Origin of the sequence: Nostoc sp. CCY 9925 (assembly GCF_963920935.1) — a bacterium.
GTDB lineage: Bacteria > Cyanobacteriota > Cyanobacteriia > Cyanobacteriales > Nostocaceae > Nostoc.
Genome location: NZ_CAWUDO010000080.1, coordinates 1 through 24,276 on the forward strand (window position 1 = coordinate 1; position 24,276 = coordinate 24,276).

Below are 24,276 nucleotides of genomic sequence, written 5' to 3' on the forward strand. Positions count from 1 at the left end.
TTCCTGGTTAATGTTTTGTTACATAGCGGTAAATTTTCACGCCCATTTACTTAATAGTAAGTTTTGGCTTCAAGATAACGCAGAAATTATGTTGCATCTCCGTTGTCAATGGATAGCTAAAAGTTGGGATAATTTTTCTGATGCTATCTTTAATTCGTTTATCAAACCCCAAAGTGCCTGATAAATTTTATACCTTAATTCGGCATTTAACTGATTTTCTGCCATAGTTGATACCAAGTCTTAAATAATTATTGCAGATATATTTGAAAATAATCGTCAAATAACTTACTAACAATCTTTTTGAGATATCTCATCAAGATGACTTATCGTGCAATTACGTGTATTAATTGTAGATAAAATTACTTCATACACAAATGTAAGTTTTAGCGATCACTGATTTTTGATCCGACCTCACAAAATCGCGTTGCTCCCTTTTGGGGTTTAGAGGATTTCATGAATTCTTCCCAAACTGCTGTGACTAATGCGGCTAATCTCGCTTTCTTTATGGTTAATTTATCCCATCATCTTCTCGCTGATTTCCGTAAATATAATCCTGGTTCTGGCATTATTGACCTAAAAGCTTATTACCGGGGTTTTCGATATGTTCATGAAATGTTAAAAATACTTCCTCAAAAGCCTGAGCCTATTTTATTAGCCCAAATTTTTGCCAAGCTCACTTCTTTGGGACGTATTCATCCCCTTTCCACAGGCGTTGAACCCTCGTAAATTGGCTAAGGTATTGAGTAACATAAAGTTTTTAAACTCGATTTGCTGTAAACTTGTGTAAGGATGTAGTAATTTTTAATATTGTACCCGTCTAATTGTCAATCATAAAAGCATCTCTTTGCAACTAAGGAAGAGAGCAAAAGCATAGCTGATAAGTAGTCGGATAGAATTAATTACACAACATCATTGTGAATGGAGCGAAGCGGAATGAAGCAATCGCAAAGGCTGGAGTTGCTTCACTTGGCTCGCAATGACTGTAAATATTTTTGTCCAAGTACTTATCATGTTCGGCTAATCGGCGTTGCTAAATTTTAATATGAAATACAAAAATGGTCTTTCGGATATTTTATAGAGAAAACAGAAATTAACAAAAAGTAATGCCTAAATTTTGTCAGAATGGAAGTCCTTCAAAATTGGAGTAACTGGATGTATGCGTCCAATGCTGCTTTGAAATCAACATTAGCCGTTTGGTATTCGTTACGAGCTAAAGTGCCCCATTTGTTGAGGAGTTGTTGGTAACTTGCACTCATGGTTTAGTCTCCAGTAAATTTTCAAAACCCCCGACCATGAGAAAGATTTTTGAAGGAAGTAAACTGATGGTCAAACAAAAGCTTGACCGTCCCAGTAGGGCCATTCCTTTGCTTGCGAACGATTAACTCAGCAATGCCACGCTCAGTCGTATCAGGATTATGCATTTCTTCGCGGTAAAGCATGATGACAACATCGCTGTCTTGCTCAACAGCACCACTTGACCGCAGATCGCTCAGTACAGGTCGCTTGTCATTGCGATGTTCAACTTCACGGCTCAACTGCGATAGAGCAAGTACTGGCACGTCCAAATCCTTGGCGAGTTTCTTTAACCCCCGGCTGATTTCCCCAACCCGCTCGGTCATATTAGCCCTGGAGTCAGTACCTTCAGCCATCAATTGCAGATAATCCACAACCACAAGCCCAACGCCACCGTAATGCGATGATACTCGGCGAACTTGGCTGCGGATTTCGGTCAAGCTGGGGCAAGAGTTATCGTTAATGAAAATTGGCAGTTCGCTAAGAGATGCGATCGCCTGACTTAATGGTTGCCACTGGTTGTTAGAAACGCGCCCAGTTTCAAGAAAATTGTTTTCAATACCCGATTCGCTGCTGAGGAACCGTTGCACATACTCATCGGTAGACATCTCCAGGCTGAAAACACACACGGGTAATCGGCTCATCTGAGCGATCGCCAGAGCGAGGTTACCAGCCAAAGCGGATTTCCCAACAGACGGACGAGCAGCCAGTACATACAACCTCCCTTTGCGAAAACCACCGCCGAGTATACTGTCCAAGTCGTAAAATCCGGTGGACACGGCAGGACTAGCGGTTCCAGCATGACGGGCCTCAATTTCGGTAAAAGCATCAGCCAAGGAGTCCGAAATGTGAACTAAATCTGTGGCAGAATGCTCTGATGCAATGCCGTAGACTTTTTGTTCGGCTTGGTCAAGGACAATCGGTAACTCGGTTTCGGTGGCATAGCCGAGTTGAACAATCTCAGTTCCTGCTTTTATCAGCTGCCGTCTTTGGTATTTTTCCATCACCAAATCGGCGAAAGCATCGATGTTGATAGCTGACACAGTACGGTCAACCAGAGTTGCGAGTTTATTGCGTCCGCCAATGCGAAACAACAGACCGTTGTCAGACAACCAACTGGTTATGTAAAGCAAATCGGTTGGGTTACCTTGGCTGTACAATCGTTGGGCTGCTTGGTAGATGTCCTTGTGGGCGCTGATGTAGAAAGCATCGGCAATGAGGCGATCGCTGATTCGGCTCATGGCATTTGGGTCGAGCATGATGCCGCCGAGTATGGCTTCTTCAGCTTCGATGCTTTGTGGTGGCAAGCGGTCTTGTTGGGACGAGAAGTTTAGTTCTGTCATAAATCCTCAAAGAAAATCCTCAAAGAGAAGTCAGAAGTCAGAAGTCGGAGGTCAGAAGTTGAGAGTGAACAACAGTGGCAGAGGAAGGTTTTTAAGAAGCGAGAATGTAGAAATAAACTACTTCCGACTTCGATTCACGCTGCTTTTGGGTAAAGATGGGCATACATTTGGGGATAATTGCTTTGCAACCAGTTCAACCAAGCATTAGTAGCACCTGTGTGTTGTTGGTCATAGCGGGTACTGAATTGAGCGATCGCTTTATCTGTCCCAACTTTGTCGCCAAGGTCAAGTAATTCGCAGAATGTAGCTTTGTGCCACTCAAGGGAGCGATTTGAGTAGTAGCCAATCGGCTCGTTGGCTTTTGAAGATTCTTCAGCTTGAGGTGCAGCCGACTCCACAACTTTTGACCAATAGCCCAGCAGTTCTTCTAAGCCGCCCTTGGTTGCTTCCAAGTTGCCAATTGACTTGATGACAGTAGGAATTTTTTCTTGCCACTCGCATTTACTCCACTTAGCTCTTTCTTTGGCGATTAACTCTACTAAACGGCGATCGCAAGTTTGGTAAATCTTGTCCCTAGTAGCAGTACGCCAGGGGAAGTGCCAGCCGCGTAACTTGATTTCGCTTCGGTAAACGGCAGGCAATGGGTCAGATGCCATAATGCCAGAGTCGAGTAGGACAAGATTTAGCAAGTCTTCAATCGACTGGAATTTTGGTTTACTGGGTTTATTATTCGCTTGTTCGTTTTTATCGAATAAAGCCCCCGCCATAGTTGGTCTACATGAGGGTTGGTCTGTTTGATACGAAGATTCTGATTTTGTTGACAACGAAGTGGGGGATTGGGGAATTGGTTCTTCTTGGTGGTTTAGTTTTTCAGAGTCAGATTCGGAAATTGGTTCATATTCCTGGTTTAGTTCTTCTAAGTCAGTTTCTTCACACACACACGATTCTTGGGTGGGTGGTGTTTCTTGTATGTGTTTTTCTTCTTTTTGGTTTTCTTCTAAAGTATGCTGACGAGATAAAGCTATTACTGCCATTACTTTATCAATCCACTCAAATGGTATATTTTCGTGAAACAAATCCGACATTGAGCAGACAAAAATCTTTTTGGGCTTTTTCCAACTTAATGGTTTGAGTAATTGAGAACAGACAAACTCAACAGTTCCGTCCCACGCCGCCACCTTTTGATATTGGGGGAACTGTTGAAGTCGTGCAGATTTGGCTGCCGTTGCCGCGTAGCAATTTTTGCACGCTGGGCTAATTTTAGAACAGCCGACAATTACATTCCAAGTCTCATCTGCCCATTGAATATTTGTAGTCATGGTTCCCTCTTTAATGAATGTTTAATTATCAATTTGTACTAATCCCATTCCTGCGCGATCGCCCTCACAATGTTTTCGGCTTTTTGAATACTAATGGCCTCTGTTGGATTTTTGTAAAAACCAACAATTTCAGACTTGGGACGCACAATAATTCTTTGTTCTGTTGCACATTTATCCCATACAAAACATGAGATTGTAATGTTGTCTGTTGTCCAACGCTTACCTTTTTTGTCTTTACGAAAGCTGTAACGAGGTAGTACCAATACAAGAGATGGCGGATGCTGTTTTAAAAAATCGGCACGGTGATCACAGGGTTCTAGAAAACTAGTCAATAAGAAAGCTGCCACACCCACACGCGCTTTTGACCATGCATTTTTAATAATTGGTGCCGCCTGGTCAGAATATGGTGGATTAGTACAAATCCAATCACATTCTGGAAATTTGTCCCAGGATTCTGAAACGGTAGCATCGTGGTGATAATTGGCTGCTTTAGTATAGTCAATGTCGTTAGTCCAAATATCCTGGGTGTAAGGCCATACCTGAAGTAACGATGCGATCGCCCCCATACCCACGCAAGGCTCACCAATCACACCAGACAATCGCACATGACGCAGGAGTTCAGTTGTGAACCATGAGGGCGACTCGTAAAAGTTCAGAGGATGTCGGGTGATAGTTTCAGTAACAGTTGCCTGGGGTATTAATAGTGGTGTGCCTGTCATACTGCTTCCTCTTCAACATCTACAGAGTTTTGATTGTGGACAATAGTTGCGCTAATGGAATCAAATTCAATCTGAAAGATGTTTAAATCTGGGATGATTTCACCACTGTTATATAAATCAACAATGTGCTGTTTAATCGCATTTTTGCAGAACATATCGGGGATATCAATATGTGCTTCTTGATAGATTTTTTGTACTACTTGAACAATAACTTTCATAAATTCTCCTAAAACTTGCTTGTGTGAGCTAATGGCTGTTGACTAATGACTAATGACCAATGACTCTTGACCAATGGCCATCAAGCAGTAACTACAGCCTTTTTAGAGAAAGCCCCAGCCTGCCGAAGAGCAGCCGCTGGATTTGGGTGTGCGAAAAACTCGTCAATTGCTTTGGTTAAACCAGCAGCCACCGCTTCTTCATGACATGCGTAAACGTAAACTGGCTGTTGAGTGCCGTTAACCAAGCGATCCTCTTGGCGATGCCTTCGGCGGGCTACGCCTACGCCCAATTGAGGGTAAAATGTCCTCACCCATGTACCCAGATGCCCCCGGTAATGTGAACCACTGATAGGGACTTTTTTACCAAGCTCATTCTCTGCAAAGTTCACCACGCCGAGCCAGCGTTCTTTTGAGGGAGTCAACATTTTCCGATTGTGTTCAGCCAGAAGATTAGCGGCGTAATCCTTGACCTGCTGTTCCATGTAAGGGTTGAGTCTGCCACCAGTTAACTCGGCTAAAGTCTTCATTGATTGAACCAAGGTATGCAATCGTTGTTCAACTGGAGGAAGTGCTGGTGTGGGGAGTTGTTGGGGAGTGATAGCTGGTATAGCTGCAACCAAATCTAAAATGATAGTGCGTACTTGGGCAGCAATCTCAGATTGGGTCAGTAGCATTGCAATTCGGAGTGTGCCTAATGCTGAGAAAACCCTGGCTTGGGATGTCTTAGATGGTAGACAGAGCTTCTGTCGAGCATCTCGTAAGTCTTTGCCAGTAAGGGTTTTGGTTTCTAAGTCTCGAAATTCTGCCCCATTAATTCTAAAGAGTTCTTTGACAGCTGATTCGGTAACTCCAAAATACTCAGCGATTTGTGCCGTAGTCGCCCAGCCGGAACCACCCCAGGCTGCAAAGATAATCGCTTTAGCCTTAGCCAAAATTTCTAAAGCCTTGTCGTCAGAAAAATTTGTGATGGCTGAGGTTCTAATAGTTTTGGATTCAAGCAACACTGACTGATTTAACGGTAAAGTCATAGTCTGCTCCTTTGTAGAAAACTACAGGGCTTGTGAACTTACATACAAACTCGAATTAAATCTGTTTCCCCCACTAACGGAAAACGAACGGGTGCAGCCAGTGGTTGAACCAAAGTCGGGGATATCACCTCAACAACGTAAAACCAAGCGTTGTTCACCAGCACAATCCCCAGAACCAAACGCTGTTTCGTGGCATGACTATCAAAACGAAGCATGACGCGATCGCCCAGTACAAATGCGGGTTTTCTCAAATAAGTGGACTGTAATCGTCCCGTACCGATGATTTCGCGTTTAGTGACGTAGGATATTGAGCGTTCGACTGCGATCGCATAAACCCACTTGTCCTGCTCCCACTGCACCCCATAGCAATAACCAAATGTGTGATTAGTCGTGAGGTAGACTTTCTCCGACAAATGAACTTCCAGGGAGGGCATTTGCTGACCCCAAGGAGGCGAGAGATACCAGCATTTTTCAAAAGCGGTGATTGCACAGTTCATTGTTTTGACTATGAATGAAGTGATTGATGAGGCATTGGGAGAAAATTACGGAGGTTTGTCCCAATGCAGATGGTTATATTTGAAGCAGATATGTCATTAGATTTGATTTAGTGGGCATCAAAGCCCACTGTTCCCTTACGCTGCCACCAGTTCTCGCCCTGGTTCAGATTCCATCAAAAGCCTCCATTCGTCAGCCGTTAGCTCGTCAAAAGCTTTATCCAAGAGTTCTTCGTAAGATGCAACTTCCGCCACCAACAGCGATGTCTGCGACGGGCAAAGCCTACGCACTGCCTCATCTACCGACTCACACGCCCTCTTGTGCTGCCCTGAAGAAGCCCGGATAACCCACCAGTTGCCATCTGTACAGCCGACTTCGCCTAACTTCACGTCATCCCGATAAATCCCGTCCTCCAGCAGTTCCAACCCGCACTTCTCGCACTCGTTGAAAACCTGCGCCATGACCTCATTCCCAGTGGTGCAGGATTCCTCGAATGGTTCTTGCACTGGTAACGTGCCTTGCTGGTATTGCTGCTTGACGTAACTTTGGCATCGCTCTGGTGTGGTGTCTCGGAAAATCTCTTTGCTGTTTACCAAGACTCGCCAGTACAGGTTCTCATGGTTTTCGTCATCGAAGCTAATGCTGGCTACCAGTTCGCCATTAACCAAGGCTTCTTGGTCGTAGAAGGAGATTTCTGAAATTGTCGGAACTTCTGAAAACTGTGCTGGTGCTGGTAAAGGTAGCGGGAGTGTATTGTCTTTGTAGTGCCAGCAGATGAAGCGGTAACACCATGCTTGTGTATTGTGGCGGAAAATCTCTACACCGTTCACCATCATCACCCAAGGCTGAGTGACGAACTCGCCATTGTCGTAGCTGATGTACGCGATTAGCTGTTTACCAGCAAAAATCTCGAAATGGTGGGGGTTGATTTCTTTGATTGCCAATTCTTCTGGTGCAACAGCTTCGGCTTGGTCTGCGATGTATTGCTCGAACTCGCCTTGGGCAATCGCTTGTTCATCTTTTGCAAGACGGGCGGTTTTCTGGAGAATGCTTGCTTGGTGTTGGGCGATGGCTGCGCCAACGTCTTCGACGAACGCGTTAATCCACGCAGCCCTGCGTCGTCTGTCTTGTACTGTGGCAGTGCAGCCGATTTCGCTGTAGATGCGCTTTAGCTGGGCTAGGGATTTGGAGCGCAGATGTTGATGGGTATATATGGTGTGTGTCATGATGGTATTTCCTTGAATATAAGGGTAGAAAAAGCACTCCAGATTCGCAGTCAGTGGTGCTTTTTCTATATCTACCAATGTACACTAATAGTTTATAGTGTGTCAACTATTAGTTTATAGTGTATAGTAAAACTAATAGTTAACGCTTTACTCTAAGGAGGTGGTAGTTTGATTAGTACAAGAATGCGGATAAGACAAGTCAAAGAAGTTGAGATTGAAGGGTTAGGAGAGCGCATTAAGCAAGCTCGGCTAAATTCTAGTAAGTCACTAGAGCAAATATGCGATGAAGTAGGCGTTTCGCGGACTTACTGGTATGACGTTGAGAAGGAAACTCTTAAAGGGGCACTTTCAATTGAAAATCTTCGCAAAATTGAACAAGTCCTGGGGGTTGATTTTGGTGTAAGCCTGGAAGGAAATTGTGAGATTTGATCGTACTACTGTCAAACATCTGATGTCTTATTCTCAGAGAGAGCGTTTAAAGAAAAAAGCCATCTACCACATCCGGCGTTTATTATGCAATTCACTCTGAGCAAACATTGCTGATTTTTAAGAGTGGAAATGAACAACTCACCCCGTAAGCGCAAAAAAGCCACCTCTGCCACATCAACCAATTTAAAATCGACCAACTCAGATATCACCCCTTCAGAAAATCCAGCTTCAGCAATCATCAATGTTTCTGCTGTTGAAGTTCCTGAACTGACTTCAGAAGAACAAAGCGATCGCTTGCTTTTAGAGCGAAGGGTAGAACGAGCATTTTTTGAAGCGGGAAAGGCTTTGGCAGAATTACGCGATCGCAGATTGTACAGATCGACTCACAAAACCTTTGAGGAATACTGTCGTGATAGATTTGGTTACACGCGGATTGCAGCCTCTTATAAAATTGCAGCTGCGGCAGTCATGGACAATTTGTTAACCAATGGTTTACAAAATTCAGATACAACCCAAGATGACCTACAAGTTTTCCCGACAAATGAGCGTCAAGTAAGACCTTTGGTTGCTTTAGAACCCCAAGTGCAACGAGAGGCATGGCAAAAGGCACTGGAAGAAGCAGGCGGTAAACTCCCATCCGGTCGTATCGTTAAGGATGTGGTGCAGAGGATTATGGAGCGAAGCAAAGCCCCAAATCCTTACCGAGTTGGCGAAGTCTGTCAAATTATTGCTAAAGATAATCCAGACCTCAAGGGCAAAGGTGGATGCTGGGGCATAGTCAACCATGTAGGCGAATTCAGTTGCACAGTCACAATGTGGGATGGGGAATACACTGTCAGAATTGATCGCCTAAAGCCACTGAATTACTTGGAGTCGGAATGTCAGCAGATGCAGGGAATTTGCGATCGCATCCGTAGGCTAAGGGAAAGGGAAAATTTAGAAGAAGCTGCCCGTACTGTTTTGAAACACTTGGGGGAGTTGAAGCGACCGTATTTAACAGGCGTAGAAGAAAAACTGTTGAGTGTGATTGAAAAAGAATACGGCATCATAGATGAGATACCACGCAATTCTCAAACAGGAGCGAGTAGGAGAAAACAGTAATGCAGAGTATAAAATTATGTTCTCATGTTGGGGCTGATGGGATTTTGCACCTTGAAATTCCTGTTGGCATAACGGACAAAGAAATGGAAGTCCTAGTGATTTATCAGCAAATAGAACCATTAGCCCCCCAAAAAACACCCGAAGAATTAGGATGGCCAGCCGGATTCTTTGAACAAACAGCCGGAGCATTAGCGGATGACCCAATTCAAAGATATCCCCAAGGTGAATATGACACTAGGGAGCCATTAGAGTGAGATATTTGTTAGATACCAATGCTTGCATTGTTTATCTGAATCGTCCGATGTCTGGTGTGAGGCAACGCCTAGAATCGCTATCACCAGCAGATATTGCTGTTTGTTCGGTAGTAAAAGCCGAACTGTTTTATGGTGCAATGCGAACTAACAATCCTACACACACCCTAGCATTACAAGAAGCATTTCTAAATAATTTTGTATCCTTACCCTTTGATGACAGATCTGCGCGGATTTTTGGCACAATTCGCGCTCAGTTAGGGACACTGGGTACACCAATTGGGCCTTATGATTTACAGATTGCTGCAATTGCAATAGTCAACAATTTAACATTAGTCACACACAACACCAGAGAATTCAATCGGGTCACTGGATTGGCGATTGAAGACTGGGAGCCGGGGCAATGACATCTTTGATATATGACCAAATCATGATTTTGATGAATAAAGGTAGTGCCTGAAGATTATGAAACCCACAAGCAGTTACAAAGATGCTGAGTTTGGACAGATTGTAATCGAAGATAACCACTGGACTTTAGAACAATCTGCGGTTTTGGGCGATCGCCGTGTACCGATTTGTGTGGATTTTGAACAAGGGCAGATAGGAGAACTTTCATCGGTTCAGCGTGAAGCGATTCGGCAAGCTCTAGCCTTACCACCCGATGTGTTAAGCATCACTGCTCCTGTTGTGCTGCAAAATTATGATGTATATCGTGAAATGATCGGAGAACAGGAAATGCCGCCACTGGCTAATCCCATTCAAGTTTGGGATCGGGTCACTTTCTCATATATCTATGTGCCGCCCCATGTTGAGTATGACCTAGATATTCCTACCTTTGAGTTGATAGCTGAGTGTGACTGGGAGCCAGAGCACGGCTTAGAAGTGCGCTTTCGCAATGGAGTAGCAACGGAGGCAGATCAGATAGGTGAAACAGGACGCTAAAAACTATCTTGTCTGCGTGTCATGCTCCCGTGTCATCGTAACTTGCCTCAGCACGAGGTCTGACTAACGATAGTGCAAGAAGCTAGCAAGCAGTATGCCGACTGATAAAACTAGATGCTGTAAAGGATTATGGAGCGTACCCAACACCTACCAGATTGGCGAAGTCTGCCAAATTCTAGCCAAGGATAACCCCGAACTCAGAGGTAAAGGCGGGTGTTGGGCTATTGTCACCGCAGTCAATAACTTCAGTTGCACCGTCAGAACCTGGGATGGAGAATTGACGGTTGGTCTGAAGCATCTGAAGTCGTACAATTATCTGCCTGCCGAATGTCAGCAGATGCAGCTCCTTTGCGATCGCCTCAGCCGAATATATTCCGATTCTCTGGAGGAGACAGTCAAAAAGAGACTTGCAGTTGTTGGGGAAGCCCAAGCGTCCTTATCTTACAACGGTTGAGGAGAAGTTGTTGAGTTTGATTGAGCGAGAATACAAAGTTACAGATTAACCGATGAGGAAAAACTATTGAGTTTTATTGAACAAGAGTGTAGAAATATCGAATTTGAAAAGAGTTAGCGTGAACACCAAACAGAGAATCTTGTGTTGCACCGAGCCAATTCTTCTCAATTCCCAATTCAATGCATGAGTACAAAGTTTTGTAACAATTGTGGCTGGTTTGTGTAAAAGTCGCGATCCATACATGAGATATATATAAATTCGCAACTTGGTGGGTTCTGATTCGAGGTCTTTTATGACTAATGACTGGAGAAAACAACTAGATGCACAACTTAAAGAATTAGCGATCGCAGCCCAACAATACACACACTTAACTAAGGAAAAGCGGATAGCCTTAACACGTTTGATTAATGCTATTTGGCAGTCAGATAAACTTGTTCGTCCTTATAAAGGTCAGTTTCGACTACTTTACGAAGATATCTATGATGAGGCAGTACAAAATTTATTTTTCTATCTTTGTCAAGATAACAATATTAATAAATATGACCCAGAACGCGGTGAAGTAATGACTTGGGTAAATATGCTATTAACTAAACGTTTTTTTCCAGAAGCTATTTCCAAAGTTATCGGCAAAGAAAATGAAATAAATCTGGAAAATTATCACTGGGAAAATATACCCTCATCTCAATCTATGTCTTTATTTGAACAAATAAGAGAATATATAGAATCAGATCCAGAATTAATTTTTTGCAAAGAACACATCAAAGGTCATCCAGAGGCAAATTTCAAAGCCATAGCTCAAAGAAGATTTTCTGGAATTTCTTGGAAAGATATTTCAGGAGAATGGGGTATTGGAATTACATCTTTAAATAATTTTTATCAACGTTGCCTCAAAAAGTTTCGTGACAATTTTCAAGAATAATTATATATTCAAGATTCCTAAAATTTAATTAACTAGGCAATAAAATATGAACAAAATCGTAGACGTTTTAACATTTTCAGCCCCTATACCTGTGGATGGAAGGCATCGAGCAGAAGAGTTACGCAGACAACAAGCTACGCCAGCAAAAGGCGAACAAGTTTATCTAAATACTTTGTCTGTATCTTTCGTAAACTATTATCTATGTTGCATGGGATTTGAGACAGACTTGAATAAAAGTGACAGTTGGAATGTCATCCAACAGAGTCTGATGGATGTCGCCGATTTGTCCCTAAAAAACTTAGGCTTGTTAGAATGTCGCCCAGTATTGTCAGATGCAGAATTTGTTTATGTGCCGCAGGAAGTACAGTCAAATCGAATTGGCTATGTAGTTGTGGAGATCGGCAAATCATTTAGAGAAGCGAAATTGCTGGGATTTGTCAAGCAGGTACAAACTGATTTGTTACCCATCAACCAATTGCAACCTTTAGACGATCTATTGGAGTATTTAGAAGAAGTTTCTCAATTGCACCTTGCTGATAATTCGCTGACTGGCAATCAGAATTTAGTTAATTTGAAGCAATGGTTAGAGAATATTTTTGAATCTGGTTGGCAAGAAATTGAAACTCTTTTAGGCACTCAAAGTATCAATCCAGCTTGGAGTTTGAGAAGTGTTAATGGCACTTTTATTAGTAGAGGCAAGCTGATTGATTTAGGAAAAAATTTGAGCGATGCCTACGGCGGGCTACGCCAACGCGCAGTCGTTTTAGTTGTTACTTTACCACCAGACAACGAGCAAGAAATGGACGTTATCGTAGAAGTACATCCAACAAATGGACAAGATTATCTACCACCAAATCTCCATCTAATGATACTAGATTTTGAGGGCGCATCTGTGATGGAAGCTCAAACTAGAAGCAGCAATAAAAATATTCAATTGGAATTTAGTTGTGAGATGGGAGAACGTTTCAGCGTTAAACTAGCTCTGGGAGATATCAGCATTACAGAAAATTTTGTCATTTGTTAATAACAACAGCAGGGGTACTGCCAATGAGAAAATTAGTTGTGCTGAAGCTAGATGGCGATTTGCACTTAGGCGTACAAGTAACCCTGGAAATTGGAGAAGAAGGCAAACGCCCCACTACAGAAATTACTGGCAAGCTGCCTTCAAATCTAGATATGGCAACAGCAATTGACCAGTGGCAGTCCATCTATCGCAGTTTGTGGAAATTTACCCGCATCAAAGCTAAAAAAATTATTTACGATGGTTCTATTTCCCAGCGACGTAAGGAGTACGACACAAAAGCTAGTGAAGTGCAAGAGCATCTGAATAAATGGTTGCTGTCAGAATCTTTTCGTCCCGTGCGGGAAAAATGGCTCAAACATCTAATGCCAAATGAAGAAATACGGGTGTTGATTCGCACTCATTGTTTGCGACTCAAGAAACTTCCCTGGCATTTGTGGGATTTGATAGATAGAGATTATCTCAAAGCTGAAGTTGTTCTCAGTATTCCAGAATCAGAACGAGTAACAACTGTATTGCAGACATCTACCTGGAGAAACAAAATAAGAATTTTGGCAATTTTAGGCCATAGTGACGGTATCGATGTGGAGCAAGACCGCCAGTTACTAAAGAAATTACCCAGTGCCGCTACAACTTTTTTAGTAGAACCTGAATATTCAGATATTAACGATAAATTGTGGAAACAACCTTGGAATATTTTATTTTTTGCAGGTCATAGCAAAAGTGAAGATGCTAGTGGTTGCATCTATATTAATAAGACAGATAAATTAACAATTGATGAACTCAGACATGACCTGAGAAATGCTGTTGCCAATGGTTTACAACTAGCGATTTTCAACTCCTGTGATGGATTAGGATTAGCGCGAGAGCTACAAGATTTACAAATTCCGCAAATTATTGTTATGCGAGAGCCAGTACCAGACTTCGTAGCTCAAAAATTTTTAAAGCATTTTCTGGAGATTTTTTCATCAGGACAATCTATATATGCTGCGGTTCGCACTGCCAGACAAAGGCTTAAAGGAATAGAAAAAGAATATCCTGGTGCAAGTTGGTTGCCAGTGATTAGCGAACATCCTGCGGTAGTGCCAATGACTTGGCAGGCGCACCGAAAAATGTTTGCTCTCAAAAGTGGAATGGCAATATTGCTGACAAGCTTGTTGGTAACAAGTTTAGTGATGGGAGTGCGGTATTGGGGTTATCTGCAAACGTCGGAATTACAGGCTTTTGACCATTTTATGCAATTGCGATCGCAATTTCTCACCGAACAACCTGACGAACGGATTTTAATTATCACTATTGATGAAGCAGATATCCAGTACCAACTTAATAAAGGAATGCAAATGCGATGGTCGTTATCTGACCAAGCCCTCGCTCAACTATTAGAAAAATTAAATAACTATGAACCAAGAACTATCGGTTTAGATATTTATCGTGATGGTATTTTAGACCCGAAATATCCAAATTTAGCTACTCGTTTTCAAGAAGATAATCGGCTATTTTTCGTATGCAAAGTTGCTACAACTGATGATGATGGCGATACTGATGGAATTCCCCCACCTCCTGGAGTTTCCAGAGAACGCTTGAGTTTTAGCGATTTTGTTGCAGACGAAGAAGATATTGCTCGTCGCCAGCTTTTACATTTAACTCCTCCCTCAAAATCTCTGTGTACCACAGAATACGCTTTTAGTCTACAACTAGCACTTCATTATTTAGATAAAGAAGGCAAAACATCAAGTGTTACAAAAGAAGGCTATTTACAAATTGGTAACGTTGTGTTTGAGCAACTAAACGAACACACTAGTGGTTATCAAAAAGTCGATGCATCTGGTTATCAAATATTGTTGAATTATCGTTCTCTCTCCTCTGTGGAAAAAATTGCCGAGCAAATTAGTTTGCGAGATGTATTAGATGAAAAAATCCCATTAGAATCAGTTCAATTACTCAAAGACCGCATTATTCTTATTGGTCTTTCTGCCCCCACCAATACAAACGATTTTTGGAAAACACCTTTTAGTTCTAATGCAAAACCGAAGCAAAAGCAAATACCAGGAGTGTTTGTACAAGCACAGATGCTAAGTCAAATCCTGAGCGCCGTTTTAGACCGCAGACCTTTGTTGTGGTGGTGGTCTGGATGGATGGAGGCATTTTGGATATGGGGATGGTCATTAATAGGAGGTATTACAGCATGGTATTATTCAAAACCCCTGTACCTTGGCTTGGCGGTGATAGTAACACTTTTAATATTATTTGGGTTATGTTTTGGCATTTTTACACTGGCTGGATGGGTGCCACTTATCCCTGCAATATTAGCATTACTAGCTACCCAAATAATGGTAATTTCATGGTTTAGGCATTTCCATATTGATTAAGAGAAAACAATTAAATTTTCGCCATGATTAGAAAAAAAATAATTCAACGTGCCTGCGTCATTAATCTGCTAATTGTTAGTACAATAATTTACTCTCAATCAGCGCAAGCACAACTGAATAATTCGATTCAAAACACTGTTAAAAATTCGCATTTCCAATCTTTTCGCCAACCGAAATTGCCCAGAAATGGCGCACCCACAGGTCGGCGCAGAGCAGGGGCTGGGCGTAATCCTGAGTGTCCTAGCTCTCTGACACGTCTGACTGCTTTAGTACCTGGCGATGCAGAGGAATCATTTTTAGCATCAACAGTTGTAGAGAATCCAACATTTTGGTTTTATGTTCCCCAACTCCCACAAACCACGCGTTATGGAGAATTCGTGTTACAAATGCTAGATGGTAAAGATGTACAAAATGTTTATCGAACACCTCTTACCCTGTCTGGAAAATCTGGTATTGTTAGCATTAATTTGCCATCAGAATCGCAATACTCCTTAAAAGCAGATAAAAAATATCGCTGGTATTTTCATATTTACTGTGGCGATCCGCAAAAAACTTCTGACAATTTTTATGTAGATGGGTTTGTACAAAAACAGGTGATGACAGAGGCTCTTGATAGTCAATTAAAAACAGCAAAACCAAAAGAGTACATTGCCTATAGTGCTAATAATATTTGGTATGATGCTCTAACTAATTTAGGTCAACTACGCCGTGCTAATCCGCAAAATGCAACTCTTAATAAAGATTGGGTTGATTTATTAAATGTAGTTGGCTTGAAAGATATTGCTCAGAAGCCAATTGTAGAGCATTACTACTTGGAAAAAGAAGACTAATCACACGGTAAAGTTACTGATTTATTGGGGGATACTATGTCCGGGATAACTCAAAATTGGCAATGCTGGTGTAGTAGTTTTGTGGTGTGCGGGGTGTTAATTGTTTCTTGGCAAGAATATGTTTTTGCTCAAATTACCCCAGATAACACCTTGCCTAATAATTCCATTGTTACACCAGATGGCAGCACCTTCAATATTACTGGAGGAACGCAAGCAGGAAATAATTTGTTTCACAGTTTTAGCGAGTTTTCTGTGCATTTTGGCAGCACTGCTTCCTTTAATAATGCTGTAGATATTCAAAATATTATCAGTAGGGTTACAGGTGGGTCAGTTTCTAAAATTGATGGGGTAATTCACGGTCATGGTACAGCTAATTTGTTTTTGATAAATCCAAATGGAATTATTTTTGGACGTGATGCGAGGTTAGATATTGGTGGTTCGTTTGTAGGGACTACAGCTAATGCTATTGGATTTGGCGATCGCGGTTTTTTTAGTGCTTCAAATCCAGAAACTTCTCCATCTTTGCTAACAGTCAATCCTTCCGCCTTACTATTTAATCAAATACAAACCGCATCTATTCAAAATAACTCAGTTGGTTTGCGCGTACCAGATGGCAATAGTTTACTGTTGGTAGGCGGTGATATCAATATGGATGGTGGAAGATTATATGCTTTGGGTGGAAAAGTAGAGTTAGGTGGATTAGCAAGTGCGGGAACAGTTGGGTTGAATGGGGATGGTAATAATCTAAGTTTGAGTTTTCCCAATAGTGTAGAAAGAAGTAATGTTTTCCTTGACAATAGTGCTGGAATATATGTAGCTGCTGGTGATGGTGGTAGTATTATGATTAATGTGCGAAATTTAGAGATGACAGGAGAAAGTTTTCTGAATGCAGGGATAGATAGGGAACCGATTTCTGATAATAGTAAAGCCGGGAATATTGAGGTTAATGCGACTGGTGTAATTAATCTTAGTAATGAGAGTAATATCTATAATTTAGTGTTATCAAAAGCAAACGCACAGGGAGGCAATGTCGAGATTAGTACTAGTGCTTTGCAACTTGAGGGCAGGACACAAGTGGGCGCAGGTACTTTTGGAGAGGGCAAGGGGGGAGATTTGACAATTCATGCTAATACCTTGCTACTTAAAGATGGGGCACAAGTGAGTGCTAGGACTTTTGGAGAGGGCAAGGGGGGAGATTTGACAATTCATGCTAATACCTTGCTACTCAAAGATGGGGCACAAGTGGACGCTAGTACATTTGGGGAGGGTAAAGGGGGAAATTTGACTGTTCATGCCCAAGATGTACAACTAATTGATACAGCTGCCAATAGTCGTCAAGTTCCCAGTGCCTTAGGTACTTCCGCAGAGGTAAATTCAACAGGAGATGCTGGTAATTTGACAATTCATGCTAACACCTTGCTAGTCAAAGATGGGTCAGTAGTGAGTACTAGTACATTTGGGGAGGGTAAAGGGGGAAATTTGACTGTTCATGCCCAAGATGTGCAACTGATTGGTACAAGCGCCGATGGTCAATCTCCCAGTGGTTTAAATGCTTCTACACAAACAAATTCAACAGGAAATGCGGGTAATTTGACAATTCATACCAATACACTGTTAGTGCGAGATGGAGCACAAGTGAACGCTAGTACATTTGGGGAGGGTAAAGGGGGAAATGTGACCGTTCATGCCCAAGATGTGCAACTGATTGGTACAAGCGCCGATGGTGAGTTTTTGAGTGGCTTGTTTGCAAGGCAAGAGTCAACATCAACAGGGGATGCTGGTGATTTGACAATTTACGCTAATACCTTGCTAGTCAAAGATGGGTCAGTAGTGAGTACTACTACATTTGGGGCGGGGAAAGGGGGAAATGTGACCCTTCATGCCCAAGATGTGCAACTAATTGGTACAAGCGTCGATGGTCAATCTCCCAGTGGTTTAAATGCTTCTACACAAACAAATTCAACAGGAAATGCGGGTAATTTGACAATTCATACCAATACACTGTTAGTGCGAGATGGAGCACAAGTGAACGCTAGTACATTTGGGGAGGGTAAAGGGGGAAATGTGACCGTTCATGCCCAAGATGTGCAACTGATTGGTACAAGCGCCGATGGTGAGTTTTTGAGTGGCTTGTTTGCAAGGCAAGAGTCAACATCAACAGGGGATGCTGGTGATTTGACAATTTACGCTAATACCTTGCTAATCAAAGATGAGGCACAAGTGAGCGCTAGTACATTTGGGGAGGGGAAGGGGGGAAATTTGAGCATTAAAACTAATACTTTGTTAGTACAAAATGGGGCACAGGTGAATACTGCTACATTTGGTGCGGGCAAAGGTGGAAATTTAACTGTTGATGCCCAAAACGTGCAGCTGATTGGTGAATCAGCTGATGGTCAGTTTCCCAGTGGCTTGGTTAGTTCCGCACAGCGATACTCAACAGGGGATGCGGGAAATTTGAGCATTAAAACTAGTACCTTGCTAGTCAATGGGGCACTGGTGAATACTACTACCTCTGGTGCAGGCAAGGGAGGAAATTTGACTGTTGATGCTCAAAATGTGCAAGTGATTGGTAGAAGTGCAAATGGTCAGTTTGCCAGTGCCTTGAATACTTCCGCACAGGCAGATTCAACAGGAGATGCAGGAGATTTGACAATTGAGACAAATACTTTATTAGTCAAAGATGGAGCTGCAATAAGCGTGCAAAGTGCTGGGACAGGAACCGCAGGCAATATGACAGTAAATGCTCGCTATATCCGTCTAAACAACGATGCTTTACTCAATGCTAGTACACGCAGCACAAAAGTCAACCCCAATAGGCAGCAAGCGACAATTAACATTAACTCAGAAAATTTAATAATGAGTCGTAATAGCAATATCTTCACCAACGCAACAGGAGAAAACGTCACCGGCGGCAACATCAACATCGACACCGATTTTCTCATTGGTTTTGAAAATAGTGATATCAGCGCCAATTCTGTTAATTTCCGTGGTGGAAATGTGCGAATCAATGCTCAGGGTATCTTTGGTATACAGTTCCGAGATGTGGCATCTGATAACACAAGTGACATTACCGCCACGGGAGCAAGTTCCGATCTCAGTGGTTCTGTGGAACTGATTACACCTGACATTGACCCTAACAGTGGCTTAGTTGAATTGCCAACGATATCAGTTGATACTGAAGTAGCCCAAGGCTGCTATAGTCCTAATTACGCTCAAAGCAAGTTTGCGATCGCCGGACGCGGTGGTTTACCAGCTAACCCCAAAGACATTCTCACTCCTGATGCAACCCAAATAGATTGGGTATCTCTCAAACCCAGCAATAACGACCGTTCTATTACCACTAAACCAACTACCTCCACTCCCGAACGTATTTTTGAAGCCACAAATGCAGTACTAAATGCCAAAGGGCAAATAGTCCTCACTGCTAATTCATCTACCGCTAATCCTCCCACTCCCAGACAGAACCCAATTCAATGTCATGGTAGCTAAAGTTAGAGTTACATGAAACTTTTAAAGCATTTTTTAATAGCATTATTGACTGTATTACTGTGCATATCTTTACCGTATTTTTTTGAGTCATCTAATTATTTAACGGCAGCGTTTGCAACCTCAAACCCTTCTGATGTGACCGCCGTTACGCATACCTCAAAATCTACAATAGCAACAACGTCTACTGTCAACCTGCTAATGCAACAAAGTCAAGCACTTTATGAAGCGGGACAGTTTATGGAGGCGGTACAACTTTTAAAAAAAGCAGCTAGTGAATTTAAAGCTAATAATGATGTCTTGAACGAAGCTATAAGCTTGAGCAATCTTTCTTTAGCCTACCAAAAACTCGGAAAATGGCAAGAAGCAACTGAAGCAATCGCACAAAGTATTAAACTCTTACACACTCTAAAAGATTCCGAATCTTCACAAGAAAAATCGCAAATATTTGCCCAAGCTTTAGATGTTCAAGGAGGTCTAGAATTAGCACGGGGACAAACTGAAGCCGCTTTGAGTACTTGGCAAGAAGCAGCTAAAATTTATCAACAATTAGATGATACATCGGCACTGATTCGCAATCGGATTAATCAAGCCCAAGCAATGCAAGCTTTAGGAAATTATCTGCAAGCACATAAAACATTAATCTCGGTACAAAAAATTCTCCAAAAACAACCAGATTCTTCTCTCAAAGCCACAGGATTGCATAGCTTAGGGAATGTGCTGCGAAGTTTGGGTTATTTAAACGATTCGCACAAAATTTTAGAAGAAAGTTATTCTGTGGCTAGGCGAGTGGGAGATGCGATCGCTCAAAGTAATGCTTTACTAAGTTTAGGTAACACAGCCCGCGCTGAAACATACGCTCAAGTTAATTTAGGTAACTCAAAGAGCGCCGATGATTACACGAAAACAGCAATCCAATATTATCAACAGGCGGTGCAAATTGCATCTGCAACACCTACTGTGCGCCTCCAAGCTCAACTGAATCTATTAAGACTATTGGTACAAAAGGAATCTAGCACAGCAAAAACATTATTATCTCAAATTCAGTCTCAGATAAACAATTTGCCTCCAAGTCGGACGACTGTTAACTACCGGATTAACTTTGCCCAAAGTCTGAGCAAAATGATCCAGAACGAAGTTCAGCCAAAAGATATTGCTAAAATGCTAGCCCAAGCTGTAGAAGTAGCTAAGAGTTTAAAAGATGAACGAAGCGAATCTTATGCACTTGGTAGTCTTGGCGAACTGTACGAACAAAGTGGACAGTTATCTGATGCCAAAGGACTTACGCAGCAAGCTTTGGTGAAAGCTGAGTCAATTGATGCTCAAGACATTGCTTATCAATGGCATTGGCAGATAGGACGGATACTTCAAAAGCAATCTAATATCCCAGCAGCAACAGCAGCTTATAATCGAGCTTATAGCGCCCTTAAATCCCTTCGGAACGATTTAGTTGCAATTAATCCTGACGTACAATTTTCTTTCCGCGAGAGCATAGAACGCGTATATCGAGAGTACGTTGATTTACTATTGCAATTGGAGGAAAATACAAATCAAAAGTCAGACAATCTTCTGCAAGCCCGCCAGGTAATTGAATCTCTTCAGTTAGCGGAATTAGATAACTTCTTTCGTTCGCCTTGTTTGCTACCAAGGGTTGACCTCGATCAATTAATTGGAAAGGAAAAATCCACAGCTGTTATCTATCCAATTATTTTAGATAACCGACTAGAAATTATTACTAGGTTGCCAGGGCAAGATGCAATTTATCGCAATACTACTAAAATATCTAAAAATATATTAGAAAAAACTGTAGAACAACTACAGAAAGATTTACCCGTTGCTAGTCGAGAGCCTGATGTTAAGCAGTACTCACAACAGTTATATGATTGGTTAATTAAACCCATTGAAGCAAATTTAGCAAACAAAAATATAAATACTTTAGTGTTTGTATTAGATGGGGCTTTGCGAAATATCCCAATGGCGATTCTCTACGACAAAGAACAGCAGAAGTATTTAATAGAAAAGTATGCTATTTCTTTGGCTCCTGGTTTGCAACTTATCGATCCCAAACCTTTACAAAACATCCGACTAAATGTTTTGGTTGCCGGAATTGAGCAAGAACGCTTAATTGAAGGTCAATCCTTTTCTGAACTCTCAAATGTGACCCAGGAATTAAAACAAGTCCAGTCTGTAGTTAAAACAAGTAAAAAACTTTTAAATCAGGATTTCACTGAAATTAATCTGGAAAAGCAAATTCAATCTACTCCGTTTTCAGTGGTGCATCTAGCAACTCACGGGCAATTTAGTTCAGATGTTGAACAAACCTATATTCTCACGTGGGATAACCTACTGAAGGTTAGAGAATTAGATAATTTACTACGAACTAGAGGTGAAAGCCGACCAGAAACAATTGAATTACTTGTCCTTAGTGCCTGTAAAACTGCTACGGGAGACAAACGAGCTGCTTTAGGGTTAGCTGGCGTAGCGGTGCGGGCAGGCGCACGCAGTACGCTAGCAACTTTGTGGACAATAGATGATGAATCTACTAGCAAGTTTATGGGTGAATTATACCGACAGTTAGATGCTGGAGTAACTAAAGCCCAAGCTTTGCAACGCGCCCAACTGGCAATTTTAGCTAAAGAAAATCGCCCATATTTTTGGGCACCTTATGTTCTTGTGGGCAACTGGTTGTAATTAATTAGAAAATTGCTTCAATAGAACATTACAACTAATCGTTACTCTTTCCAAAAGCCTAATTTATTGATAAGCTTACAAGTCTGCGATCAACCGTGCCTTCCTTAGAAAGAATTGCATTACAGTTTCTTCTCTAGAAATAATAGAGTTGTCGGGAAATAAGAGAGAATAGACAGCAGTGCGAGGAAAGGATGATGCTGAATATTGAAGGTGCGCTGAAGCAAGATCGACTGTTGCGGGCATTAACTAGATTGAACCGGAAAGCATTTGATGCTCTATTGCCTAGCTTTAGCAGCATATACTTTGAGACTCAACAGATCAAGCCTCGTCAACGTGCCTTGGGCGGAGGACGCAAAGCCCGATTGCTGACAACTCAAGACAAATTGTTTTTCATCCTTTTTTACTTCAAATCTTCGCCGACCTTCGATGTGGCAGGACTGTTATTTGATATGCATCGCTCCCAAGCACATGAGTGGATGCATCGATTGCAGCCAATATTAGAAGCGGTTTTGGGGCAGAAGATGGCACTACCGGAGCGCCATATCGAAAGCATTGAAGCATTTTTATCACGGTTTCCCGGAGTCCAACGGGTAATGATTGATGGGACAGAACGCCCAATTGCCCGTCCTCAAGATCCTGAACAACAAAAACAGAACTACTCTGGTAAAAAGAAACGTCATACCCGTAAACACCTAGCAGCGGTTGATGAAACCAAACGCATCTTGATCTTAAGCAAGGCACGAGAAGGCAAATTACACGACAAACGCTTTCATGACGAAGATGACATTGCAGGTAGTGTGCCTGATGAGATTCCGATTGAGGTAGACTCTGGTTTTCAGGGCATACAAAAGCAGTATGACAATCTCCGTCTCCCGCAAAAAAAGCCCAAAGGTGGTGAGTTAAGTGACCTTCAAAAAGCCCAGAATCGCCAATTGAGTCAATCCCGCGTAGTTTGCGAAAATGCTTTTGCTGGTATGAAGCGATACAACGCCGTCAGTGTCATTTATCGCAATCGGATTGAAAACTTTGACGATCGCTTGATGCTGACCGCGGCAGGATTATGGAACTTCTACTTGATGGCTGCTTAAGAAATCCCCAATTGCAGACCACCATTATCTCACTCATCTTTTATTTCCCGACAACTCTAATATCGACTGTACCCTCCATTCCCAATTGGAGCGCACACTGGTGTTTGTCCTTACCTAGAGAAAGGCTTTCTGGCTCAATTGTTACCCTATAGAATGCATCAACGGCTGCTATTTTTTCTGACTTTTCCTGTTAAGTCTCTTTTGCAAGCTGCTAACCCTCACAAAGGTCGTGCAATTTTGACAAACCCCTCCACAGTACCTGAATACCAACGCCTAGCTCACAAGTCGCAAAATTTTTCTCTACCAGTCCAACATGATGTCACCTTTGACACCCAATTTTAATTGCTTTACCTGATGTGCTGGGCTTTTTTCTAAATCCTTTGTGAGTAAGTCTTTTAAGACTTAACAGGAAAAGTTAGCCCCGACTATGTGAACTACTACATCTCAGCAGGACTTCAGCGAGCTCGTCTTGTTGTCGATGCCCTCAACCGCCAGGTTGGAGCGGTAGCCGCCCGCAGACTGCCGCAGTAGCCGCGTGCGGTAGTTCGCACCGTCGTACAGGCACCATGCGCTGCCGGTGCGGTTCCAGATCGACGTGACCTTGTTGTTGAACACATAATCGCCGATCGGGTTCGCCAGGTTGGCGGAACCCCGTGAGAAGTACGCGATGCGTCCCTCGTATTTGTCGTTGGTCCAGATGCAGAACTTGCCGGAGGGGCAATCGGCCGAGTTGGCGGTCGCCGGGGAGGCGATGCTGACGGCGGTGACCAGGGAAGCCAGCGCGAGATGTTTGACATTCATTGTTATTTCTTTTCTCTTCTTATGATGAAAATTTTCCTGTGATGTTGATACGGAATTAGTGATGTTTTGTCTAACTCCATTGAAATATTCTGATATTAAATTGATAAAAACAATAGGTTAAAAGTGATTTTATACGCATAACTCAAGTATTTATTTTTTCATTCTTGAAACTTTCTCAATTCACAATCAAAGGTATTTTTGTCTTGCAAATTCAAGTGTTTTGACGCTCTGAAATACTCCGATTCACGCATCG

Annotated in this window: 24 protein-coding genes and 1 pseudogene; 16 read left to right on the top strand and 9 right to left on the bottom strand. The window is 42.2% G+C overall.

The annotated features are described in order from the left end of the window. Both ACM0OY_RS29445 and ACM0OY_RS29450 read left to right on the top strand, forming a co-directional pair. Window positions 1–181, top strand: a 181-nt coding sequence (locus tag ACM0OY_RS29445) for a hypothetical protein (protein ID WP_414572320.1), incomplete at its 5' end; no start/stop codon positions are given. A 251-nt stretch (window positions 182–432) separates the two neighbouring features. Then, a pseudogene (locus ACM0OY_RS29450) lies at window positions 433–726 on the top strand (IS4 family transposase); the annotation flags it as partial. A gap of 407 nt (window positions 727–1,133) precedes the next feature. Here ACM0OY_RS29450 and ACM0OY_RS29455 read toward each other — a convergent pair. From ACM0OY_RS29455 to ACM0OY_RS29490, 8 genes are all read right to left on the bottom strand, one after another. Then, window positions 1,134–1,256: a hypothetical protein gene (locus ACM0OY_RS29455; protein WP_414572321.1), complete on the bottom strand. Its 123-nt coding sequence runs from the start codon at window positions 1,254–1,256 to the stop codon at window positions 1,134–1,136. Between the two features lie 21 nt (window positions 1,257–1,277). Further along, a complete protein-coding gene (dnaB, locus tag ACM0OY_RS29460) occupies window positions 1,278–2,636 on the bottom strand; it encodes a replicative DNA helicase (RefSeq protein WP_414572322.1) in 1,359 nt (452 codons plus the stop codon). A 134-nt stretch (window positions 2,637–2,770) separates the two neighbouring features. After that, window positions 2,771–3,955, bottom strand: a complete 1,185-nt coding sequence (locus ACM0OY_RS29465) for a DUF5131 family protein (RefSeq protein ID WP_414572323.1) — start codon at window positions 3,953–3,955, stop codon at window positions 2,771–2,773. Between the two features lie 38 nt (window positions 3,956–3,993). Beyond that, window positions 3,994–4,674 carry a hypothetical protein gene (locus ACM0OY_RS29470; RefSeq protein ID WP_414572324.1) on the bottom strand — a complete coding sequence of 227 codons (681 nt, stop codon included), beginning with the start codon at window positions 4,672–4,674 and terminating at the stop codon, window positions 3,994–3,996. Further along, window positions 4,671–4,892 (bottom strand): hypothetical protein, encoded by a 222-nt coding sequence (locus ACM0OY_RS29475; RefSeq protein ID WP_414572325.1) that lies wholly within the window; start codon window positions 4,890–4,892, stop codon window positions 4,671–4,673. Before ACM0OY_RS29475 ends, ACM0OY_RS29470 begins: the two co-directional genes overlap by 4 nt. 80 nt (window positions 4,893–4,972) lie before the next feature. Next, window positions 4,973–5,920: a hypothetical protein gene (locus tag ACM0OY_RS29480; RefSeq protein WP_414572326.1), complete on the bottom strand. Its 948-nt coding sequence runs from the start codon at window positions 5,918–5,920 to the stop codon at window positions 4,973–4,975. 38 nt (window positions 5,921–5,958) lie between these two features. Continuing rightward, on the bottom strand, window positions 5,959–6,417 hold the full coding sequence (locus ACM0OY_RS29485) for a DUF1392 family protein (RefSeq protein WP_414572327.1): 459 nt from the start codon (window positions 6,415–6,417) through the stop codon (window positions 5,959–5,961). Between the two features lie 135 nt (window positions 6,418–6,552). After that, entirely contained in the window at window positions 6,553–7,641 is a 1,089-nt protein-coding gene (locus ACM0OY_RS29490) for a hypothetical protein (RefSeq protein WP_414572328.1), read from the bottom strand. A gap of 183 nt (window positions 7,642–7,824) precedes the next feature. On the opposite strand from ACM0OY_RS29490, the gene ACM0OY_RS29495 reads away from it, so the two are divergent. The 14 genes from ACM0OY_RS29495 to ACM0OY_RS29560 all read left to right on the top strand — a co-directional run bounded on the left by ACM0OY_RS29495 (window position 7,825) and on the right by ACM0OY_RS29560 (window position 23,564). Next, window positions 7,825–8,070 (top strand): helix-turn-helix domain-containing protein, encoded by a 246-nt coding sequence (locus ACM0OY_RS29495; protein ID WP_414572329.1) that lies wholly within the window; start codon window positions 7,825–7,827, stop codon window positions 8,068–8,070. A 129-nt stretch (window positions 8,071–8,199) separates the two neighbouring features. Then, window positions 8,200–9,171 carry a hypothetical protein gene (locus ACM0OY_RS29500; protein ID WP_414572330.1) on the top strand — a complete coding sequence of 324 codons (972 nt, stop codon included), beginning with the start codon at window positions 8,200–8,202 and terminating at the stop codon, window positions 9,169–9,171. After that, complete coding sequence (locus ACM0OY_RS29505; RefSeq protein WP_414572331.1) at window positions 9,171–9,425, top strand: hypothetical protein; 255 nt, start codon at window positions 9,171–9,173, stop codon at window positions 9,423–9,425. Before ACM0OY_RS29500 ends, ACM0OY_RS29505 begins: the two co-directional genes overlap by 1 nt. After that, entirely contained in the window at window positions 9,422–9,829 is a 408-nt protein-coding gene (gene vapC, locus ACM0OY_RS29510; RefSeq protein WP_414572332.1) for a type II toxin-antitoxin system tRNA(fMet)-specific endonuclease VapC, read from the top strand. The genes ACM0OY_RS29505 and vapC overlap by 4 nt, the downstream gene beginning before the upstream one ends. A 58-nt stretch (window positions 9,830–9,887) precedes the next feature. Then, a complete protein-coding gene (locus ACM0OY_RS29515; protein ID WP_414572333.1) occupies window positions 9,888–10,364 on the top strand; it encodes a DUF6985 domain-containing protein in 477 nt (158 codons plus the stop codon). A 94-nt stretch (window positions 10,365–10,458) separates the two neighbouring features. After that, window positions 10,459–10,818: a hypothetical protein gene (locus ACM0OY_RS29520; protein WP_414572334.1), complete on the top strand. Its 360-nt coding sequence runs from the start codon at window positions 10,459–10,461 to the stop codon at window positions 10,816–10,818. A 292-nt stretch (window positions 10,819–11,110) separates the two neighbouring features. Beyond that, the gene (locus ACM0OY_RS29525) at window positions 11,111–11,737 is read left to right on the top strand and encodes a sigma-70 family RNA polymerase sigma factor (RefSeq protein ID WP_414572335.1); all 627 of its coding nucleotides are present in this window, start codon (window positions 11,111–11,113) and stop codon (window positions 11,735–11,737) included. Between the two features lie 46 nt (window positions 11,738–11,783). Continuing rightward, complete coding sequence (locus tag ACM0OY_RS29530) at window positions 11,784–12,761, top strand: DUF1822 family protein (protein WP_414572336.1); 978 nt, start codon at window positions 11,784–11,786, stop codon at window positions 12,759–12,761. Window positions 12,762–12,784: 23 nt separating this feature from the next. Continuing rightward, window positions 12,785–15,127 (top strand): CHASE2 domain-containing protein, encoded by a 2,343-nt coding sequence (locus tag ACM0OY_RS29535; protein WP_414572337.1) that lies wholly within the window; start codon window positions 12,785–12,787, stop codon window positions 15,125–15,127. 23 nt (window positions 15,128–15,150) lie between these two features. Continuing rightward, complete coding sequence (locus tag ACM0OY_RS29540) at window positions 15,151–15,957, top strand: DUF928 domain-containing protein (protein ID WP_414572338.1); 807 nt, start codon at window positions 15,151–15,153, stop codon at window positions 15,955–15,957. A 36-nt stretch (window positions 15,958–15,993) separates the two neighbouring features. Further along, window positions 15,994–19,446, top strand: coding sequence for a filamentous hemagglutinin N-terminal domain-containing protein (locus ACM0OY_RS29545; protein ID WP_414572339.1), 3,453 nt, complete (start codon window positions 15,994–15,996; stop codon window positions 19,444–19,446). 135 nt (window positions 19,447–19,581) lie between these two features. Then, window positions 19,582–22,134, top strand: a complete 2,553-nt coding sequence (locus tag ACM0OY_RS29550; RefSeq protein ID WP_414572340.1) for a CHAT domain-containing protein — start codon at window positions 19,582–19,584, stop codon at window positions 22,132–22,134. Window positions 22,135–22,328: 194 nt separating this feature from the next. Next, entirely contained in the window at window positions 22,329–23,222 is an 894-nt protein-coding gene (locus tag ACM0OY_RS29555) for a transposase family protein (RefSeq protein WP_414572341.1), read from the top strand. Between the two features lie 153 nt (window positions 23,223–23,375). Further along, window positions 23,376–23,564: a hypothetical protein gene (locus ACM0OY_RS29560; protein WP_414572342.1), complete on the top strand. Its 189-nt coding sequence runs from the start codon at window positions 23,376–23,378 to the stop codon at window positions 23,562–23,564. Between the two features lie 102 nt (window positions 23,565–23,666). On the opposite strand, the gene ACM0OY_RS29565 is transcribed toward ACM0OY_RS29560, so the two are convergent. Continuing rightward, window positions 23,667–24,023 (bottom strand): peptidase inhibitor family I36 protein, encoded by a 357-nt coding sequence (locus tag ACM0OY_RS29565; protein ID WP_414572343.1) that lies wholly within the window; start codon window positions 24,021–24,023, stop codon window positions 23,667–23,669. Window positions 24,024–24,276: the final 253 nt, after the last annotated feature.

What these genes read in the sequence shown, in the direction of transcription:
- ACM0OY_RS29455 (WP_414572321.1), bottom strand. Translation starts at nt 1,256, where the DNA reads ATGAGTGCAAGTTACCAACAACTCCTCAACAAATGGGGCACTTTAGCT.
- dnaB (WP_414572322.1), bottom strand. Translation starts at nt 2,636, where the DNA reads ATGACAGAACTAAACTTCTCGTCCCAACAAGACCGCTTGCCACCACAA.
- ACM0OY_RS29465 (WP_414572323.1), bottom strand. Translation starts at nt 3,955, where the DNA reads ATGACTACAAATATTCAATGGGCAGATGAGACTTGGAATGTAATTGTC.
- ACM0OY_RS29470 (WP_414572324.1), bottom strand. Translation starts at nt 4,674, where the DNA reads ATGACAGGCACACCACTATTAATACCCCAGGCAACTGTTACTGAAACT.
- ACM0OY_RS29475 (WP_414572325.1), bottom strand. Translation starts at nt 4,892, where the DNA reads ATGAAAGTTATTGTTCAAGTAGTACAAAAAATCTATCAAGAAGCACAT.
- ACM0OY_RS29480 (WP_414572326.1), bottom strand. Translation starts at nt 5,920, where the DNA reads ATGACTTTACCGTTAAATCAGTCAGTGTTGCTTGAATCCAAAACTATT.
- ACM0OY_RS29485 (WP_414572327.1), bottom strand. Translation starts at nt 6,417, where the DNA reads ATGAACTGTGCAATCACCGCTTTTGAAAAATGCTGGTATCTCTCGCCT.
- ACM0OY_RS29490 (WP_414572328.1), bottom strand. Translation starts at nt 7,641, where the DNA reads ATGACACACACCATATATACCCATCAACATCTGCGCTCCAAATCCCTA.
- ACM0OY_RS29495 (WP_414572329.1), top strand. Translation starts at nt 7,825, where the DNA reads ATGCGGATAAGACAAGTCAAAGAAGTTGAGATTGAAGGGTTAGGAGAG.
- ACM0OY_RS29500 (WP_414572330.1), top strand. Translation starts at nt 8,200, where the DNA reads ATGAACAACTCACCCCGTAAGCGCAAAAAAGCCACCTCTGCCACATCA.
- ACM0OY_RS29505 (WP_414572331.1), top strand. Translation starts at nt 9,171, where the DNA reads ATGCAGAGTATAAAATTATGTTCTCATGTTGGGGCTGATGGGATTTTG.
- ACM0OY_RS29515 (WP_414572333.1), top strand. Translation starts at nt 9,888, where the DNA reads ATGAAACCCACAAGCAGTTACAAAGATGCTGAGTTTGGACAGATTGTA.
- ACM0OY_RS29520 (WP_414572334.1), top strand. Translation starts at nt 10,459, where the DNA reads ATGCCGACTGATAAAACTAGATGCTGTAAAGGATTATGGAGCGTACCC.
- ACM0OY_RS29525 (WP_414572335.1), top strand. Translation starts at nt 11,111, where the DNA reads ATGACTAATGACTGGAGAAAACAACTAGATGCACAACTTAAAGAATTA.
- ACM0OY_RS29530 (WP_414572336.1), top strand. Translation starts at nt 11,784, where the DNA reads ATGAACAAAATCGTAGACGTTTTAACATTTTCAGCCCCTATACCTGTG.
- ACM0OY_RS29535 (WP_414572337.1), top strand. Translation starts at nt 12,785, where the DNA reads ATGAGAAAATTAGTTGTGCTGAAGCTAGATGGCGATTTGCACTTAGGC.
- ACM0OY_RS29540 (WP_414572338.1), top strand. Translation starts at nt 15,151, where the DNA reads ATGATTAGAAAAAAAATAATTCAACGTGCCTGCGTCATTAATCTGCTA.
- ACM0OY_RS29545 (WP_414572339.1), top strand. Translation starts at nt 15,994, where the DNA reads ATGTCCGGGATAACTCAAAATTGGCAATGCTGGTGTAGTAGTTTTGTG.
- ACM0OY_RS29555 (WP_414572341.1), top strand. Translation starts at nt 22,329, where the DNA reads ATGCTGAATATTGAAGGTGCGCTGAAGCAAGATCGACTGTTGCGGGCA.
- ACM0OY_RS29560 (WP_414572342.1), top strand. Translation starts at nt 23,376, where the DNA reads ATGCATCAACGGCTGCTATTTTTTCTGACTTTTCCTGTTAAGTCTCTT.
- ACM0OY_RS29565 (WP_414572343.1), bottom strand. Translation starts at nt 24,023, where the DNA reads ATGAATGTCAAACATCTCGCGCTGGCTTCCCTGGTCACCGCCGTCAGC.